Source organism: Eisenbergiella massiliensis, assembly GCF_003435485.1.
In genome coordinates, this window is sequence record NZ_QVLV01000014.1 from 125,983 (window position 1) to 142,318 (window position 16,336).

17 protein-coding genes and 1 tRNA gene are annotated in these 16,336 nt (G+C 45.7%); 4 read left to right on the top strand and 14 right to left on the bottom strand.

Annotation, left to right across the window (positions count from 1 at the left end; translation table 11 throughout):
• Positions 1-37 precede the first annotated feature (37 nt).
• Complete coding sequence (locus DXC51_RS18880; RefSeq protein WP_025490216.1) at positions 38-862, top strand: MerR family transcriptional regulator; 825 nt, start codon at positions 38-40, stop codon at positions 860-862.
• 30 nt (positions 863-892) lie between these two features.
• Here the strand turns inward: DXC51_RS18880 and DXC51_RS18885 are convergent, their stop codons facing one another.
• On the bottom strand, positions 893-1,486 hold the full coding sequence (locus tag DXC51_RS18885; RefSeq protein WP_117545171.1) for a chromate transporter: 594 nt from the start codon (positions 1,484-1,486) through the stop codon (positions 893-895).
• On the bottom strand, positions 1,486-2,094 hold the full coding sequence (locus DXC51_RS18890; RefSeq protein ID WP_025490218.1) for a chromate transporter: 609 nt from the start codon (positions 2,092-2,094) through the stop codon (positions 1,486-1,488). Before DXC51_RS18890 ends, DXC51_RS18885 begins: the two co-directional genes overlap by 1 nt.
• 114 nt (positions 2,095-2,208) lie before the next feature.
• Between DXC51_RS18890 and DXC51_RS18895 the strand changes: the two genes are divergently transcribed.
• A complete protein-coding gene (locus DXC51_RS18895; protein WP_117545172.1) occupies positions 2,209-3,111 on the top strand; it encodes a LysR family transcriptional regulator in 903 nt (300 codons plus the stop codon).
• Here the strand turns inward: DXC51_RS18895 and DXC51_RS29590 are convergent.
• The 3 genes from DXC51_RS29590 to DXC51_RS18910 form a co-directional block, all read right to left on the bottom strand.
• On the bottom strand, positions 3,108-3,260 hold the full coding sequence (locus tag DXC51_RS29590; protein ID WP_181970139.1) for a hypothetical protein: 153 nt from the start codon (positions 3,258-3,260) through the stop codon (positions 3,108-3,110). The genes DXC51_RS18895 and DXC51_RS29590 overlap by 4 nt on opposite strands.
• Before the next feature lie 363 nt (positions 3,261-3,623).
• Positions 3,624-4,382 carry a class I SAM-dependent DNA methyltransferase gene (locus DXC51_RS18905; RefSeq protein ID WP_117545174.1) on the bottom strand — a complete coding sequence of 253 codons (759 nt, stop codon included), beginning with the start codon at positions 4,380-4,382 and terminating at the stop codon, positions 3,624-3,626.
• Between the two features lie 107 nt (positions 4,383-4,489).
• Positions 4,490-4,927 carry a DUF2871 domain-containing protein gene (locus DXC51_RS18910; protein ID WP_117545175.1) on the bottom strand — a complete coding sequence of 146 codons (438 nt, stop codon included), beginning with the start codon at positions 4,925-4,927 and terminating at the stop codon, positions 4,490-4,492.
• A 325-nt stretch (positions 4,928-5,252) separates the two neighbouring features.
• Here DXC51_RS18910 and DXC51_RS18915 point away from each other — a divergent pair, with 325 nt between their 5' ends.
• Together DXC51_RS18915 and DXC51_RS18920 are read left to right on the top strand one after the other, a co-directional pair.
• Positions 5,253-6,758 (top strand): catalase, encoded by a 1,506-nt coding sequence (locus DXC51_RS18915; RefSeq protein ID WP_021638886.1) that lies wholly within the window; start codon positions 5,253-5,255, stop codon positions 6,756-6,758.
• A 235-nt stretch (positions 6,759-6,993) separates the two neighbouring features.
• Positions 6,994-7,527, top strand: coding sequence for a hypothetical protein (locus DXC51_RS18920; protein WP_021638887.1), 534 nt, complete (start codon positions 6,994-6,996; stop codon positions 7,525-7,527).
• A gap of 122 nt (positions 7,528-7,649) precedes the next feature.
• Here the strand turns inward: DXC51_RS18920 and DXC51_RS18925 are convergent.
• The 9 genes from DXC51_RS18925 to DXC51_RS18965 form a co-directional block, all read right to left on the bottom strand.
• Positions 7,650-7,732 (bottom strand) — tRNA-Leu (locus DXC51_RS18925).
• A gap of 71 nt (positions 7,733-7,803) precedes the next feature.
• A complete protein-coding gene (locus tag DXC51_RS18930) occupies positions 7,804-9,081 on the bottom strand; it encodes a diaminopimelate decarboxylase (protein ID WP_021638888.1) in 1,278 nt (425 codons plus the stop codon).
• 1 nt (position 9,082) lies between these two features.
• Complete coding sequence (locus tag DXC51_RS18935; RefSeq protein WP_021638889.1) at positions 9,083-9,811, bottom strand: TrmB family transcriptional regulator; 729 nt, start codon at positions 9,809-9,811, stop codon at positions 9,083-9,085.
• A 57-nt stretch (positions 9,812-9,868) separates the two neighbouring features.
• Positions 9,869-11,635, bottom strand: a complete 1,767-nt coding sequence (locus DXC51_RS18940) for a DUF2264 domain-containing protein (protein WP_021638890.1) — start codon at positions 11,633-11,635, stop codon at positions 9,869-9,871.
• A 50-nt stretch (positions 11,636-11,685) separates the two neighbouring features.
• On the bottom strand, positions 11,686-12,363 hold the full coding sequence (locus tag DXC51_RS18945; protein WP_021638891.1) for a uracil-DNA glycosylase: 678 nt from the start codon (positions 12,361-12,363) through the stop codon (positions 11,686-11,688).
• A 36-nt stretch (positions 12,364-12,399) separates the two neighbouring features.
• Entirely contained in the window at positions 12,400-13,161 is a 762-nt protein-coding gene (gene hisF / locus DXC51_RS18950) for an imidazole glycerol phosphate synthase subunit HisF (RefSeq protein ID WP_021638892.1), read from the bottom strand.
• A 15-nt stretch (positions 13,162-13,176) separates the two neighbouring features.
• Positions 13,177-13,785 (bottom strand): imidazole glycerol phosphate synthase subunit HisH, encoded by a 609-nt coding sequence (hisH, locus tag DXC51_RS18955; protein ID WP_117545176.1) that lies wholly within the window; start codon positions 13,783-13,785, stop codon positions 13,177-13,179.
• 151 nt (positions 13,786-13,936) lie between these two features.
• Positions 13,937-14,722 (bottom strand): hypothetical protein, encoded by a 786-nt coding sequence (locus DXC51_RS18960; RefSeq protein ID WP_021638894.1) that lies wholly within the window; start codon positions 14,720-14,722, stop codon positions 13,937-13,939.
• Positions 14,723-15,038: 316 nt separating this feature from the next.
• A complete protein-coding gene (locus tag DXC51_RS18965; protein ID WP_035323434.1) occupies positions 15,039-16,058 on the bottom strand; it encodes a hypothetical protein in 1,020 nt (339 codons plus the stop codon).
• Between the last annotated feature and the right edge of the window lie 278 nt (positions 16,059-16,336).

Sequence of the window (16,336 nt, forward strand, 5' to 3'; positions counted from 1 at the left end):
TATTAAATTCAGAAACCGTCCAAAGAGGGAATTTCAAATGAATAACAATGCAAAACCGCTTTTTACCACCGGTGAATTCGCAAAGCTTTGTAACGTACGCAAGGATACGCTTTTTTACTATGACGAGATAGGACTTCTGAAGCCGGAAATTATTCAGGATAACGGCTACCGCTATTATTCGGCAAATCAGCTGTACTTATTTGATGTTATCTCCATGCTGAAGGAATGCGGAACACCGCTCAAAGAAATCCGGAAATATATTACTGAAAGGAACCCGGAAGCATTTCTGGAGCTTCTGGAAGAAAATGACAAGCTTCTCACCCGGGAAATGAACAGGCTTGCGCATATCCACCGCCAGATGAGCAATACGATGGCTCTGACACGGCAGGCTCTGCAGCTTGAATATAATAAACCTTATCTGCGGGAAAGCCCGGAGGAATATTTTATCGCCATGCCCTTTTCCACCGATTCCGACAATTACGAAAGCAACATTTCAGCCACCGTAGTGCGCCTTTTGAATTATTTTCATGAAAATATGGCCGGAGAAGAATTTCCGCTGGGTACCATCATCCTGAAGGATAATCTGTGCCGGGACAGTTTTCAGGAAGATTATTACTGCCGCCGGATTTCTTCCCCGGTCCCCGATCCTCTGCTTTTTATCAAGCCTGCCGGTACCTATGCGCTTATAAATCATAAGGGCTCCTATGAAACTATTGCAAAATCCTATCAAATGCTGAAAGCCTACATAAAAGAATCCGGCCGCTCCATAACAGGCAACGCATATGAACATGAGCTGCTTAACTATCTTGCAACCGGACAGGCCGAAAATTATGTAATTGAAATTTCCATCCAGGTGGAATAGCCTTTTGCTCCGGATGCTGCACGCCGTTATTCAGGAATAAAGGAAATAGCCTGCGGCTCCGGTAAGAAGCATCAACGCAATCGGCCCCAGCTTCTTTCCCTTTGTCTTAGTAAAAAGCGGCATGATTATTTTAGGCAGCAGTAAAGCCGCCAGGAAAAGGGAAATACTCCGCCAATCGGCATCCGCCAGGATTACCGTATCCGGCTGTGAGCTTCCGAAAAAAGTGAGCAGGATAATTGTTCCGGCAGCTGATAGAATCAATCCGCAGGAAGCCGCTTTCAATCCCTTCAGAAGCTCAGACATATAATAGGAACTGCGGTTTTTCTGAAAGAAACGGTATAATAAGAGGGAAAAAAGGATTCCTCCCGCCACACAGCCCACCGTGGCCGCGGCAGCCCCGGCAATGCCGTCTGTCCGAAAGCCTGCAAAGGTGGATGCATTCACCGCCAGAGGCCCTGGTGTCATCTGTGAAATCGTAACGATATCCGTAAACGTCTGTTCCGTCAGCCAGCCGTATTTTCTGACTACCTGTTCCTGAATCAGCCCGATAACAGCATAGCCTCCTCCAATACTGAAAGCCCCTATCTGCAAAAATGCCAAAAACAGCTTCAACGCCAAATCCATCACTGCTCCCCCCTTTCCCCTGTTTTTACTTCCGCAACCGTTACTTCCGCTTTTTCACGGCGCAGCCAGGCCCGCAGCATACACAGACCTGCGCATAAGATCAGGACCAGCGCCGCGTTCCATTTTCCGATAAAACAGGCCGCGAAAATCCCTGGTATCATAAGATCAAACAAAAGGGTGCGCTCCTTCCATACAGTCCTGCACATATCCACCGCCGTTTCCGCTATCAGTACCGCCGCCCCGGCCTGCATCCCCTTCAGTACCGCCGCCATTGCCTGATTGGCAATAAAAGCCTCATAGCTACGGGAAATCACCGCCATAATCAGAAAAGGCGGCAGCACGGAAGCCGTTGCACTGGTGATCGCACCTAAAACCCCCGCGGCCCGGTATCCTGTTACCGCCGCAAGGTTCACGGCTATTGCTCCCGGAACAGACTGTGACACCGCCGCCATTTCCATCAATTCTTCTTCTCCGAATAATTTCTTGTGCAGCACAAAATATTTCCTTACCATAGGCACCACAACATAGCCGCCTCCAAATGTAAACGCACTGATAAACATATGGATTCCCAGCAGCCACAGGCACAAACTTCCTTTTTTACCACGCATGATTAATTCCTCCCATCCGCCTATTATATCGCTTGTAACCTCATTAATAAAATGATATATTTTAATCAGATCAATTACTTTTATTCATGGTAAAAAATTAAGGAAGGCTTTAATATGACAATCAGGCACATGGAAATACTGAAAACCATCGCGGAAACCGGAAGCTTTACCAAAGCTGCCCGGGTTCTGTATATCACCCAGTCTGCCATATCCCACGCCGTGCGGGAGCTGGAGGAAGAAAGCGGAACCGTTCTTTTTGACAGACTTTCTAAAAGTGTAAGGCTGACGGAGGCAGGAAGTCTCCTCCTCCAGGAAACCCTGCCTGTTCTCGCCGCCTGTAATGCTCTGGAAAAAAGGATGAGGCACCTGGAACAGCACGCACCTGTCCATCTGGTTTCCAGCATCACCATTGCCACCTACTATCTGCCCTGCGCGCTCCGGTCTTTTTCACTTACCCACCCGGATATCTCCATATCCGTAGACGTGGTCAGCGCCGCAAATGCCCTTCTCGTTTTACAGGCGGGAGAAGCGGATTTTGCGCTGATTGAAGGCCTCCCTCCCCAGGGGCCCTATGTCAGCATCCCCTTTTCTTCCTATCCGCTGAAGGCCGTCTGTTCCCCGGGCTATCGCTGTAGCAAACAACCGCTGACGCTTTCCGCACTTTGCCAGGAAAAACTTCTTCTGCGGGAAAAAGGAAGCGCTATCCGGGATGCCCTTGACAGCGCGCTCTACCTGCATGGCCTTACGGCCCATCCAGCCTGGACCAGCGTCAATTCACCGGCTCTCATCGAGGCTGCCAAAGCAGGGCTTGGCATTGCCGTACTGCCGGATATCCTTGTGGAAAACGCCCTGGAGAAGGGCGAACTGACCGTACTGGATATCACGGATATGGAATTGATCAACCAGCTGCTGCTTGTCTTCCATAAGGATAAATATCTCTCCGAACCGCTCACAACTCTGATGCAGTGCATAACACAAAAACAGGCAGAAAAAAAGCACCCTGTTACGGATGCTTAGTTTGGCTTACGCTTTGTATTCGGCCCCATCCCCTCCCTGCGGGAATTGTGGGTCTGATTCTGGTTCTCCGGCTTTACCTTTTCCGTAATGCTGTTGAACATTTCATTTGATTTCTTTTGCGCAAGCTTTTCTTTTTTTTCCTTATCCATTTCTGCCTTCCTTTCCTGCACCTGCTGCCTGGCTGCCTTAACAGGATTCCGATATAAATTACCGCGCCTTCCATATCAGTATACGGAAAAAGGGACGGATTATACAAGGAAAACAAATGAATACAGGCAACAATCCTCTGCCCCTGCCATATTATAATTTAAAGTTTTTTCAAGAGCGGTAATATGACAACAGAAAAATTTACTCTTATTTTTTTCGGAATTGATTCCAAATATTATACGAATGAATTTGTTGCCCATTTATGGGAAGAAAGCGCAGATAAGGAATATAAACGCTGCGGCATCTATGTGACGGCCCGGAAAGCATCCTGCTTTATCCGTTCGGAACAAGAAGCATCCCTCTCCTTACATCCTCTTCTGTGCCAGTATACAGTACCATTCAAAATCATCTATGGGCAGGCTGCATTGTAAGGGGAAGTTTGCCATTTGCCTGATCTCATAGCCCATCTCCACAAGCGTATTGGACAATACTTCTCTTTTAATCGGAAAATAGGTCTCTTCAAAAATTTCCCTTTTGATAATCTGCATTTCCTTTTCAAAAGAATACACTATATTGAAGGTTATTCTCCCGTCTTCAATATAATCCCAAACCTGAAAAGAATCTATCCGCACGTCTTTTTCATAATATGGCGGATAAAAATAAAAACGCTGATGTTCCCTGATTATTTTATCCCAGTTTCGTGTATCAATATAAATATAGCCTCCTGACCTGACAAGAAGATCCATTTTATGCAGGGTATCAATCACTTCTTCATTCGGAACATAGGGCAGCGAATTGCCGGTACTCATTACACAATCATATTTTTTATTTGTATTTTCGTTAATCCGGCGAAAATCAGATGAAAACAGTTCCACAGACACCCCTTTTTCCTGTGCTTTTTGTCTGCATTTATTCAGCATGACAGGATTTAAGTCTGAACCAGTCACTTTTTTCCCAAGCTCTGCCAGCTGTAATGTGAGATTTCCAGTTCCGATGCTGCAATCTAAAACCGTATCTATCTTAGCATTGCCTAAAAGACGCTCCCAATGCTCCCTGACCACCTGCCATTTTCTTTCGTCAAATCCCAAATCATATATTTCAGCTCTATCATAAATCGAAGGCATATTTTTTCTCCCACTTTACACGGATTTGCTTTTTTTATATCTTAATAAACGTTATAGCATGATAACTATTTTATTATATCTCTGCCATTATCTGCTATGTATCTTCATTAGTTACCCATCTGTTGTCTTTCCCATCCCGGTAATGCGCCTTTTAAAGCTGCGAACAAAAATCCCAGCGCAACGGCCAGCACAATATGGGAAATCCCGGCAATACCTGAAATGGAGGCATCCGCCCCCTTTGCAGGCACTATGCCCAAAACCTGTATAATCCCACGGATTATAAGCATTACTACCATTAGAGGAAGTCCAATGTTATACAACACAAGGAAAATCCGGAAGCTGCGCTGTTCTGTTAAACCACCGGATTTAGCAAACAACGCTAATATAAGGAACAGAGCCATTCCCAATACCATAAAATGAACATGCGCAAATGCCAGCGCCGTCCTTCCCTCATAGCCATTAATTTTGGTAAATTCACGGTAAAAAACACCGCATACCATTGCTAAAATAAAATAAAGCAAAGACAGATTCAACATTTTTCTCATTTTGTAACCCTCTCCTTTATCAGCCCGGCAAATTACATACTACTAAATATATAAAGAGCAATATGAACATCGTTCATTATATTATGTTTTTTACCATATGTCAATACTTTTTATGTATATGCAGCTTGTTTTTTCATCATTAAGACTACATTTTTACAATATTCGAATTATTTATTCCATTTTTTCTACAATAAATTACAGTACATTCACTTTTTTTTCGTAAAAATGACATTTTTATTGAATATTTTCTTGATTCTCCATTTAATATGTGCTAATCTAAAATTGATATTAATAATAATTATCAATATAAGAAAGGGGTGTATTTATGGAAAATAAGAAACTGACTAATGAGGCAGGGGCACCGGTAGCAGAAAATGAGCATTCGCTGACAGCAGGTCCCCGTGGCCCAGTCATGCTTCAGGATGTCTGGCTGCTTGAAAAACTGGCTCACTTTGACAGAGAAGTCATTCCTGAACGCCGTATGCATGCCAAAGGCTGGGGAGCCTACGGAACGCTTACCGTTACCCATGACATTTCACAATGGACAAAAGCCAAGGTTCTCCAGCCAGGGGCCAAGACAGATTTGTTTATTCGTTTTTCAACGGTAGCCGGTGAACGCGGCGCCGCTGACGCAGAAAGAGATATCCGCGGTGTAGCTGTGAAGTTCTACACTGAAGAGGGGAACTGGGATTTGGTAGGCAACAATACACCGACCTTCTTCCTGCGTGACGTACATAATTTCCCGGATTTGAACCGTGCCGTAAAACGCGATCCCCGGACAGGTATACGTTCCGCCCAAAATAACTGGGATTTCTGGACTCTGCTTCCGGAAACCTTCCACCAGACTACTGTTGTCATGTCAGATCGGGGTATTCCCGCTTCTTTCAGGCATATGCATTTTTATGGAGAACATACCTTCTCCTTCTACAATGATAAAAATGAACGTGTATGGTGCAAGTTCCACTTTAAAACCCAGCAGGGAATCAAAAACCTTACGGATGCGGAAGCGGAAGCCCTCATCGCCAAAGACAGGGAAAGCCATGGCAGAGATTTGTATGAAGCGATTGAACGAGGCGATTATCCGCGCTGGACAATGTATGTACAGATCATGACAGAAGAACAGGCCCTCAAACACTACGAAAATCCGTTCGACATCACAAAAATCTGGAGGCATAGCGAGTATCCGCTCCATGAAGTCGGCGTTCTGGAACTTAACAGAAACCCGGAGAACTTTTTTGCGGAAGTTGAACAGGCGGCCTTCACCCCTGCCCACGTAGTACCCGGTATCGGTTTTTCCCCGGACAAATTCCTGCAGGGCCGGCTTTTTGTTTACGGTGATGCGCAGCGGTACCGCCTGGGCGTTAACTACAATCAAATTCCTGTAAACCGCCCTAAAACAGAAGTTCATGACTTCCACCGTGACGGATTAATGCGCACCGACGGAAATTATGGAGGATTACCGGCTTATTCGCCCAACAGCCAGGGAGAGTGGGCAGCCCAGCCGGAAGTTATGGAACCGCCGTTGGATCTGGCAGGCGCAATGTATGCCTATGATCCCCAGGATGATCCCACAGATGACTGTTTCCGTGCAGGCGGCGACCTGTGGCGTATAATGACAGACGAGCAGAAAGATCTGCTCATTGAGAACACGGCACGCAACATTGAACCTGTAACTGAAAACATCAAATATCGCCATGCAGTTCACTGCTACTGGGCGGATCCTGCCTACGGAGAGCGGATCACCGCAGCTATGGGCCTTGATATGGGAAAGGTTCTTGAGCTTGCTAAGGGAAATCACAAGAGCCTGATTGAAGCAACGCTGAACGCCTGAATTTCTGAGTTCTCCGCCCTGACAACCGTTTAACTCATTGACCTTACACAGAAATAAGTCCGGAATGATAGATTCATGCCGGACTTATTTTTTTCTGCATCCAAGAGATATATTTTGGTGTATCCATGAGATATCTTGACAAAACATACATATGCATTTAAATTAAAAAGAAGGAAAATGTTCGCATTAAGTATGCAGAACCAGATAAAAAATTCAGAATCAGGAGGCAACACAAATGGGATTATTTTCAAAAAAGCCAAAAGAACTGGAGTATGACACAGCAGACTGTGTAAATAAGAAAACCCGCATGCGCGAATTGTTTAATGAAGCGGTAGCTGACGGGGACACCTATGAAATCCTCCATGCCACAGAAACAAGTTCCAAGTTTGAAAAGGGCTTTGTATTCAACACAAATACCACAACTTTCTACTACTATATCCTGGGATATAGAAAAAGCGACTGCAAAATTGTCCTGGTGCAGACAGACCGCGAACTGACCCGGCACAGTGACGCGTTTTTCGTGGATATGGATGCCGTTGTAAACGTATATTATAACCCCAAGCAGGTTCAGGCCTGCCTAATCTACAAAAAGGGATACAGCAGTTATGGAGAAATATTGACTATTGAAGACATCGGCAGCAAGACAATGTATGGTATTGCCAACATGGTCCAGAAAGAGGAGCGGGAGGCGTTCCTTGACTTTCTTGAAAGCGTGCGCAGCCGCCTGGAGCAGGCTGGTTATAAGCTGGACAAGTGGAAACGGCAGTAAATTCTCTGTCTGTGCAAATTAACATATTGCCCACTCGTTAGAATAGTAATCCTGAATAAAAAATATTTACGTACAAAAAAACCGGAACCATTGGTTTTACATGGTTCCGGCTTTTTATACACTGCCGGCGGCGGGACTTGAACCCGCACGTGGTTGCCCACAACAGATTTTGAGTCTGCCTCGTCTGCCATTCCGACACGCCGGCGCATCGGCTGATTGGAATTCCAATTCAGCCGAAATTTATAATACCATATCTGGCCATTTATGACAAGAGTTTTATTCCTGAAAATCAAATTTCTTATAAATATCAAAACAGTCAAAGGTAGCAAAATAATCCTTTGGCGTCTCCGCTCTCCGTATCAGCTGTACCTCTCCGTTTTCCTTCAGAAGCAGCTCCGCGGATTTCAGCTTGCCGTTATAATTATATCCCATGGCAAAACCATGGGCCCCCGTATCATGGATTACAAGGTAATCTCCCATATCAATCCTGGGAAGCATTCTGTCTATGGCAAATTTATCATTATTTTCACAAAGCGACCCCGTCACATCATATTTGCAGTCACAGGGAAGGTCTTCTTTTCCAAGTACCGTAATATGGTGATATGCGCCGTACATGGCAGGGCGCATGAGATTTACGGCACAGGCGTCACAGCCGATATATTCCTTGTGTGTATGCTTTTCATGGATCGCCTGCGTTACCAGATGTCCGTAAGGCGCCATCATAAATCTTCCCAGCTCCGTATAAATAGCCACATCTCCCATCCCAGCAGGCACAAGAACCTCTTCAAATACCTTTCTCACACCTTCTCCAATGGCCAGAATATCATTTTCAGCCTGTTCAGGAAGATAAGGGATCCCTATCCCTCCGGACAGATTAATAAAACGAATATCCGCGCCGGTTTCCTTCTCCAGCCTGACTGCCAGCTCAAACATTTCCTTTGCCAGCATGGGATAATATTCATTCGTCACCGTATTGCTTGCAAGAAAAGCATGGATTCCGAAATGCTTCACGCCTTTTTCCTTCAGCATACGGAAGCCTTCAAACATCTGCTCCGTGGTAAAACCGTATTTCGCATCTCCCGGATTATCCATGATACTGTTGCTTATTTTAAAAACACCGCCCGGGTTATAACGGCAGCTCATCATTTCCGGAAGTCTGCCCAAAATATCCTCCAGAAATTCTATATGCGTAATATCATCCAGATTGATGGTAGCGCCCAGCTTAGCGGCATAGGCGAACTCCTCCGCAGGCGTATCATTGGAGGAAAACATGATATTTTCACCGGTCACCCCCATCGCTTCGCTCAGCATCAGCTCCGTCAGGGAAGAACAGTCACAGCCGCAGCCATAATCTCTTAAAATATCTATCAGAAACGGATTGGGCGTGGCTTTTACCGCGAAAAATTCTTTATATCCTTTGTTCCATGAGAATGCCTCTTTCAGCCTTGCGGCATTTTCACGGATTCCTTTCTCATCGTATATATGAAAGGGGGTGGGATAAGTTTTTGCAATCTCCTCCACCTGTGCTTTCGTTACGAATGGTACTTTGTTCATTTTATGCTTCTCCTTTTGCTTTCTTTTTCTTTCCGGTAAGTTCAATCAGCTTTATCTCATTGCGCATCGCTTCCTTCAGCGCATCCACAAATACCCTCTGCCCGGAATAGAGGCAGATGTCCCTGGGACTGCCGGTCAGTTCCCCCGTCAACACATACCTGGAATCGGAAATCAGGCGCACCTGTTCTTCCTTTCCCTCTGTTTTATAGCTGACCGCGCCCTTCAGCTTCTCAGGCACCTTATCCGTGAGCAGGACCACCTTAATCCTGCGCTGCAGCAACGCTGCAATATCGCTTTCCATCCCGGAAAGCCTGGCCCCGGATGCCGAAAGGTAAATTCTTTTTTCCGCCTGCTCCATCATATGATGCATTTTGTCCAGGATCTGCTGCTCTCCCACAATAGTGATGTAGCCGTCGCTTGGCTCATCGGCCGCAGGCATATTCTCCTTCAGCCACTTCTTAGTATTTTCCATCATACGCAGTTTATTATCGCAGAATTCTTCCACCGGCACAGCCATGTATTTACTGCTGTTTCCTTCCAGAAGATAAGCGGCGCCCTTTTCAGCCAGCCCGGCCAGCGCATTATAGACATTGGAACGGGAAATCCCGGTGAGCTTCGCCGCCTCATAGCCTGTCAATATACCATTTCTGTACAGACACAGATAAATAGAAGCCTCCTGCCTCGTCAGACCGAATACCATCAGCTTTTCGATAAAACTCATCTCATCCATAAGTATCCTCTTTCCCGCCCCTTCTTTAGTAGTTCCTTACAGGAACACTATAGACTGTCATATTCTATTTGTCAAGGCCTTCCAATAATCCAGTCGGTTCCATTGTGCCCTTACGCAGGTTTCTATTACCGTTACCCCTTCCATAATCCTGTATTTTACTGCAGGAATCACTGCCTTGGGATAAAGCAGATTGGTATTGGGATCCGCGTCAATAACAACGCCCGGCTCCAAAAGCCATTCCCCTGCATCATCCATATATTCTCCCGTCACCTCACAGGATGCATAACGGTTTTTGGCCCATGCGGCCCCTTCCTCCGTCCCGGCTTCATAACCGTCGTCCGGATCTGACGCAATGCCGAAGCCACAGTCATAGGCTTCACATTCCACATTACTAACAATCCTGTGGATTCTCCGGTGTCCCCAGCTTTCCGGAATCACCGTGGTTTCCACCTGGATATCCGGATACGGGGACCAACTGGAAATCACTTTATCCTCAGAAACGGTGAAATCCTCACATATTCTCCGCACATAGGTATAGCCGTTAATGCAGAAGGCCAGCATACTGTCCGGTGCCGCCTCATGCAGTTCAAAACACGAACGCGCCACATGAAACCCGAATCTCGTATCATAAGCAAATTTCCCGTATTTAGCCTGACTCTGCCCATGGCCCGCCGGACTGTATCTGCCGGGCACATAGGCGGTATTATGGCCATCATAAACTGACATAAGCATATCTGCATAAGGAATAAGCTTTACCTTTTCCAGCGCAGGCATAGGCGCCGGCTTTGCACTCCAGAAGATATGATCATCCGGCAGCATCAAAAAAGCAAAGGTTTTCAAACTCCAATAAGGCGATCCCGGACCATTATAACGCTCTCCCATCACCAAATCCGGATATGCATATCCAATCGTTAAAATATGATTTCTGTCAAAAACAGGCTTTTTCAGCCAATCTTGCATATGGCGCACAATAAGCCCCTTAATGACCTCCACAGGATACGGATACACCCCCACCATCAGGCAGGCAGACCAGAAGCTCACCTGGGCAAAACGATAGGTAAGGGATCTGCCGAAGGGCAGCGCCGCCCCGTCTTCATCAAACCAGTAAATGAAGGTTTTTCCAAAAAGCATGGCGCGTTCCTTGTAGATTCGGCATCTTTCCGGATCCTCTTCTCCCATGACCCGCGCATAAAAAAGGCAGTAAAAATGTATGGCAAAAGAAACATAATAATCCTTCTGCCCGGAATCCCCATCCTGATACCATCCGTCTCCCAGATAAAATTCCTCCACACCCTGCAGATACTTTTCAAGCTTCCCAGCATCATATTTTCTTCCCAGCTTCATCAGCGCCACATTCACAAGCACAGCAAAAAGGATCCAGTTGCAGACCGGAAGCTCATATTGATTGATGCCGTACAGCCAGTCCGCAAGCCGTTCCTTTTCCCTGTCGGAAAGAGGATCCCACAGCTTCCCGGGCGTTAATATCAGACCATAGGAAATAGCCGCCATCTCCACGAATTTCTGGTCAAAAGCATGAAAACCACCCCAAAATTCGTCTCCTGTAGGATCGGTTCCGGCCACCAGTCCTAATCTGTAGATTTCTTCAAACCCAGCTTCCGTACCTCCTCCTGCCCAAAAAGGCACCAGTCCCCACAATGGTCTGGAAAAGGCCTCCATAGTTTCCGCTTTCCTGTCGTAGTTCGTTGCCGTAACGCCAAGTAACAACCGGGCTTTTTCTTCACTGTAATAAGGTTTCAGCGGCTCCACAATGGATAACAGAAGCTCCTGAAAATCCTTTTTGGAACTCCATATTTTATCAGACATCTTTCCTCCCTGTTCGCATCTGGTTATATCAGATATTTGCAGCAGTTTTATCAGATATTTTCAATTTGCCAGTCTATTGGTTCCACGCCATGGCTCTTCAGGAAATCATTGGCCTGGCTGAAATGCCTGCATCCGAAAAATCCCCTGAAGGCCGACAACGGACTGGGGTGGGATGCCTTTAGTATCAAATGCTTCGGGTTGGTCAGCATCGGAATTTTACTCTGCGCAGGACGCCCCCAAAGCATATATACCACAGGCCTGTCCTGCCGATTAACCGCTTCAATCACAGCATCCGTAAACTGCTCCCAGCCTCTTCCCTGATGAGAATTTGCCTGATGTGCCCTGACCGTAAGCACCGTATTGAGCATCAGCACACCCTGGTCCGCCCATTTTTTCAAATACCCGTTGTTTGGTATGTAGCAACCCAAATCATCATGCAGCTCCTGATATATATTCACCAATGACGGCGGAATCTCCTTTTGATCCGGTTTTACGGAAAAACTGAGTCCATGTGCCTGATTCACATTATGATAGGGATCCTGCCCCAGAATAACCACCTTCACCTTGCTCAGAGGGGTAAAATGAAATGCATTAAAAATATCTTCCGCAGGCGGATAGACCACATACGTGGAATACTCCTTTTTCACAAACTGGAACAGCTGCGCATAATATGGCTTCCTGAACTCATCGCTGATTTCCTCCAGCCAGTCATTCTGTATCATTCCCATTCTTTTATCTCCCGTCTTCCGCGCATCCGCCTGGCTTTACAGCCGTACAGATACGCCTTTCTCATTTAAGTATTCTTTTACTTCCCTGATTTCCAGTTCCTTATAATGAAATAAGGACGCCGCCAGAACCGCCTCTGCGCCTCCGTCTGTCAGTGCGTCGTAAAAATGCTCCAGCCTTCCCGCGCCGCCGGATGCTATCACCGGAACCGGAACCAGATCCGCAACGCGCCGGGTCAGTTCAATGTCATATCCCGCCTTCGTACCATCGCAGTCCATGCTTGTAAGCAGAATCTCTCCCGCACCCATCCTTGTTACCTTTTCCGCCCAGGCAAGCGCATCAATCCCCATATCAATTCTGCCGCCGTTTTTATAAATATTCCAGCCGCTTCCATCGGCCCTGCGCTTAGCGTCAATAGCCACTACAACACACTGGCTTCCAAACTTATCCGCAGCCTCGCTTATCAGCTCCGGCCTGTTGATAGCGGAGGAATTGATTGATATTTTATCCGCACCTTCACGGAGCAGCACCCTGAAGTCCTCCACGGTACGGATTCCTCCTCCTACCGTAAAAGGGATAAAAACCTTCTCAGCCACCCTGCGCACCATATCCACAACGGTTTTTCTGTCATCCGAAGAGGCTGTTATATCCAGAAATACAAGTTCGTCTGCACCGGCCTTATCATAGGCCTCTCCTATCTCCACAGGATCACCCGCATCCTGAAGGTTTACAAAATTAACTCCCTTAACCACCCTGCCGTTTTTTACATCCAGGCAGGGGATAATTCTTTTCGTATGCATCCGCCTATCTCCTTATCATGTGAGAGAAATAAAATTCTTCAGAATTGAAAGCCCGACAGAGGAACTTTTTTCCGGATGGAACTGACATGCAAATACATTATCCTTCTCCACGGATGCATGTATCAAAGTTCCGTATTCCGTCTCCGCAGTTACAATAGAAGGCTCCGCCGCTTTCAGATAATAGGAATGGACAAAATACACATAGGGATTTTCTTCTATTCCTTCAAAAAGCCTGCCCGGATTAGGAAACGTCAGCGAATTCCAGCCGATATGTGGTATTTTAAGGCCATCTTTCTCCGGAATACGCAGGATTTCCCCTTTTAAAATCCCAAGGCCCTCCATTCCCGGGCTCTCTTCGCTTCTTTCAAACAAAAGCTGCAGCCCCAGGCAGATTCCCAGAAAAGGGGTTTTGCGGCGGATTGTCTCCTTTATCACATCCACAAGCTGGAAGGAATGAAGCTTACCCATGGCATCGCCAAAAGAACCTACCCCGGGAAGAATCACCCTGTCGGCTGCCAGGATGCGCTCTGCATCCCTGGTTACCTCCGTTTCTTCTCCCAAAGCCGCAAGTGCTTTCTCCACACTTCTGATGTTTCCCGCATCATAATCTATTAACGCTATCATGCTTTCCTCCCTGCACTTTTATTTTTCAGCAATTTCATTTTGGGGCACTTACAATTTCATCACTTACAATTTCAACACTTTCATTTTCCGGCGCTTTATCTCATTACCGTAGTGTAGCATACTTGTTCTGAACCTGCAATCCTCAGTCCATTCAATTTTTCAAAAACTCCTCTGGATTTGCCTGGATGGAAACACCCTTTTCCTTCAGCTCCGCAGTCATCTGATATAACCTGCTGTGCACTCTGTAAAAGCGGGCTTTCTGATTGAAATAGGCAACCTTTTCAAAAGGGAAACGGATTACCGTAGGATATTCCATACCGGCGCCCAGCTCCAATATACAAAGCTTTCTGTTTAAGGTTCCCTGAAGCCACTTCGTATATTTTTCCCATTGGGGAAGATACCCCTCTTCTTTATAACCAGGTGTATCTATTCTGTTGAAATACATTATAGAACAGCATTCCGCACATACAGGGAAATCTACCTTTGAAAGCTGTCCCTCGCACTGCCTTATTTCCTCCATGACCTGAGCTGTCACCTGTTTATCCCAGACAAGCGGCTCCTGATCCGTACTGCATTCCGAATGGCACTGAAGCGCCCGGAAACCACCGCAGGGGGTAACAATACGGCCGGCATCCAGCTTTGACGAATAAATATAATCATCCGTACAAAGAGATACCACAAAATAATTTTTTCCTTCCAGCAAGTCCGCCAGCCTGTTGTAAGCATCTATTTTTCCGGAATCCGGGTTCTTTTCTCTATAATAACATTGCAGATACTGCAATATTGCAGCTGCGTCCTCCTCTTTCTCCGCCTGGGCCATCAAAGATGAATAAAAACTGTCATTTTCCATTTTCTTATACGTTTCTTCCATCTCTTTTCCAATACCCACCAGAACCATCTGGGCATCCGCTATCTCAGCGAGCAATTCTTTCGTCATAATCCGCTTCCTCTTTTCTACCTTTTCACCGCATTTCTACTTATGCAGGATAACTCCCTATTGTAAAACTGCAAAACTTATTCCTGTTAATAGTATCATAATGTTTACATCGCATCAAGTAATGAAAATCCCTCCCTTTTCTTCCTATATAAATCTATTCCTTTTCCTCTTCCTGGCGGCCTCCTTCCGGGAAGCCACATCTTGAATGGATCCACAAAGCGCAATGTGATTTCCTTTTTTTGATTTTAAGCCAATAAAAAGGCAGCATCCTGTGAAAACAACAGAACACTGCCTGGAAATACTCTTTATATATTTTTTACTCTGCAACAATATTAATTGCATGCATATAAGCATCAGAACCTCGTACACAGGTAACTGCAACCTTTTTCCCGCTGACCAGTGCCTTACAATTGCTGAGCGTGAACAGCACATCCAGTTTCAGTTCCATTTTACCCTGCGCAGTGCTCAGATAAAGCAGATTCTCATTCGATTCACGTTCCACAGTACCTTTTACGGTTACAATAGACGAGGTATCAAGCTGGACTGCCGAGGGATTGTTCTTTGAAGCCACAATGGCGGAAGCATGAAGATAGGCATCCGAGCCGCGGTAAAAAGAAACCGTCACCGTATTGCCGGGTGTAAGAATCATACCTTTGCTGGTATCCGTATCATTGTCGATTACAAACTGCATTTCACCTTCTTTGGTAGACAAATACAGAAGATTATCCTTTGTGCTGTCACCTACCGTACCGGTAACTCCTGTAGCTGAATTGCCTTTCGCTCCTCCTGCGGTATCTGAAATACTGATGGCATGCATATAAGCATCAGAACCTCTGGCACAGGAAATAAAATAAGTATTTCCCGCCACAAGATAAGAGCATCCGCTCATACCCGTATTCGAATCCAGCTTAATCTGCATTTCGCCGGCGCTTGTATTCAGATACAGAATATCATCCTTGGTTTTATCACTCAATGTCCCCTTTACCGTAACGGTAGTGGATGCGTCAAGTGTGGTTGACGAAGTCTGCGTTTCGCTGGTAATCTTAACAGCATGAAGATAGCTGTCCGAACCACGGGATACGGAAACGCTTATTTTCTTGCCGGGCAGCAATATCTTGCAGGCACTGGCATCCGTATCGCTGTCGAGCTTTATTTCCATATTGCCCTGCGGTGTGGAGAGCCTGAGCAAATCAGAGGTTGTCCCCGATGAAATAGTTCCCTGCACCGTTGCAATAATCTCATTCGCCTTGACCTCAAGCTGATTTATCGGCATTACGGATATTCCAAGTATCAGGCAGATAGTCATACATAGCTTAATTATTCTGTCCTTCTTCATAACCATCCCTCCATAGATATCATCATTAATCTACATAAAGCAACAATAATATAAATTTATCATATAATATTTAGCCGGGAAACGCAATATACTTTCCCTAATTGCTTTTTTATTAAGAATTTCTTTCGTAACAATTCATATATCTTAATCTTTGATGTCTGCAAATATCAACAAAAAAACCTTATCTGAATTTCAGATAAGGCAATTATTTCTATCATATAAAATCCATACCCTCAAAACCGAACATTGAATCTAATCTCTTTTCTCTCCAAAACCTG

What these genes read in the sequence shown, in the direction of transcription:
- DXC51_RS18960 (WP_021638894.1), bottom strand. Translation starts at nt 14,722, where the DNA reads ATGACGAAAGAATTGCTCGCTGAGATAGCGGATGCCCAGATGGTTCTG.
- DXC51_RS18965 (WP_035323434.1), bottom strand. Translation starts at nt 16,058, where the DNA reads ATGAAGAAGGACAGAATAATTAAGCTATGTATGACTATCTGCCTGATA.
- DXC51_RS18895 (WP_117545172.1), top strand. Translation starts at nt 2,209, where the DNA reads ATGACAATCAGGCACATGGAAATACTGAAAACCATCGCGGAAACCGGA.
- DXC51_RS18920 (WP_021638887.1), top strand. Translation starts at nt 6,994, where the DNA reads ATGGGATTATTTTCAAAAAAGCCAAAAGAACTGGAGTATGACACAGCA.
- hisH (WP_117545176.1), bottom strand. Translation starts at nt 13,785, where the DNA reads ATGATAGCGTTAATAGATTATGATGCGGGAAACATCAGAAGTGTGGAG.
- DXC51_RS18945 (WP_021638891.1), bottom strand. Translation starts at nt 12,363, where the DNA reads ATGGGAATGATACAGAATGACTGGCTGGAGGAAATCAGCGATGAGTTC.
- DXC51_RS29590 (WP_181970139.1), bottom strand. Translation starts at nt 3,260, where the DNA reads ATGGATAAGGAAAAAAAAGAAAAGCTTGCGCAAAAGAAATCAAATGAA.
- DXC51_RS18910 (WP_117545175.1), bottom strand. Translation starts at nt 4,927, where the DNA reads ATGAGAAAAATGTTGAATCTGTCTTTGCTTTATTTTATTTTAGCAATG.
- hisF (WP_021638892.1), bottom strand. Translation starts at nt 13,161, where the DNA reads ATGCATACGAAAAGAATTATCCCCTGCCTGGATGTAAAAAACGGCAGG.
- DXC51_RS18880 (WP_025490216.1), top strand. Translation starts at nt 38, where the DNA reads ATGAATAACAATGCAAAACCGCTTTTTACCACCGGTGAATTCGCAAAG.
- DXC51_RS18905 (WP_117545174.1), bottom strand. Translation starts at nt 4,382, where the DNA reads ATGCCTTCGATTTATGATAGAGCTGAAATATATGATTTGGGATTTGAC.
- DXC51_RS18890 (WP_025490218.1), bottom strand. Translation starts at nt 2,094, where the DNA reads ATGCGTGGTAAAAAAGGAAGTTTGTGCCTGTGGCTGCTGGGAATCCAT.
- DXC51_RS18930 (WP_021638888.1), bottom strand. Translation starts at nt 9,081, where the DNA reads ATGAACAAAGTACCATTCGTAACGAAAGCACAGGTGGAGGAGATTGCA.
- DXC51_RS18915 (WP_021638886.1), top strand. Translation starts at nt 5,253, where the DNA reads ATGGAAAATAAGAAACTGACTAATGAGGCAGGGGCACCGGTAGCAGAA.
- DXC51_RS18940 (WP_021638890.1), bottom strand. Translation starts at nt 11,635, where the DNA reads ATGTCTGATAAAATATGGAGTTCCAAAAAGGATTTTCAGGAGCTTCTG.
- DXC51_RS18935 (WP_021638889.1), bottom strand. Translation starts at nt 9,811, where the DNA reads ATGGATGAGATGAGTTTTATCGAAAAGCTGATGGTATTCGGTCTGACG.
- DXC51_RS18885 (WP_117545171.1), bottom strand. Translation starts at nt 1,486, where the DNA reads ATGGATTTGGCGTTGAAGCTGTTTTTGGCATTTTTGCAGATAGGGGCT.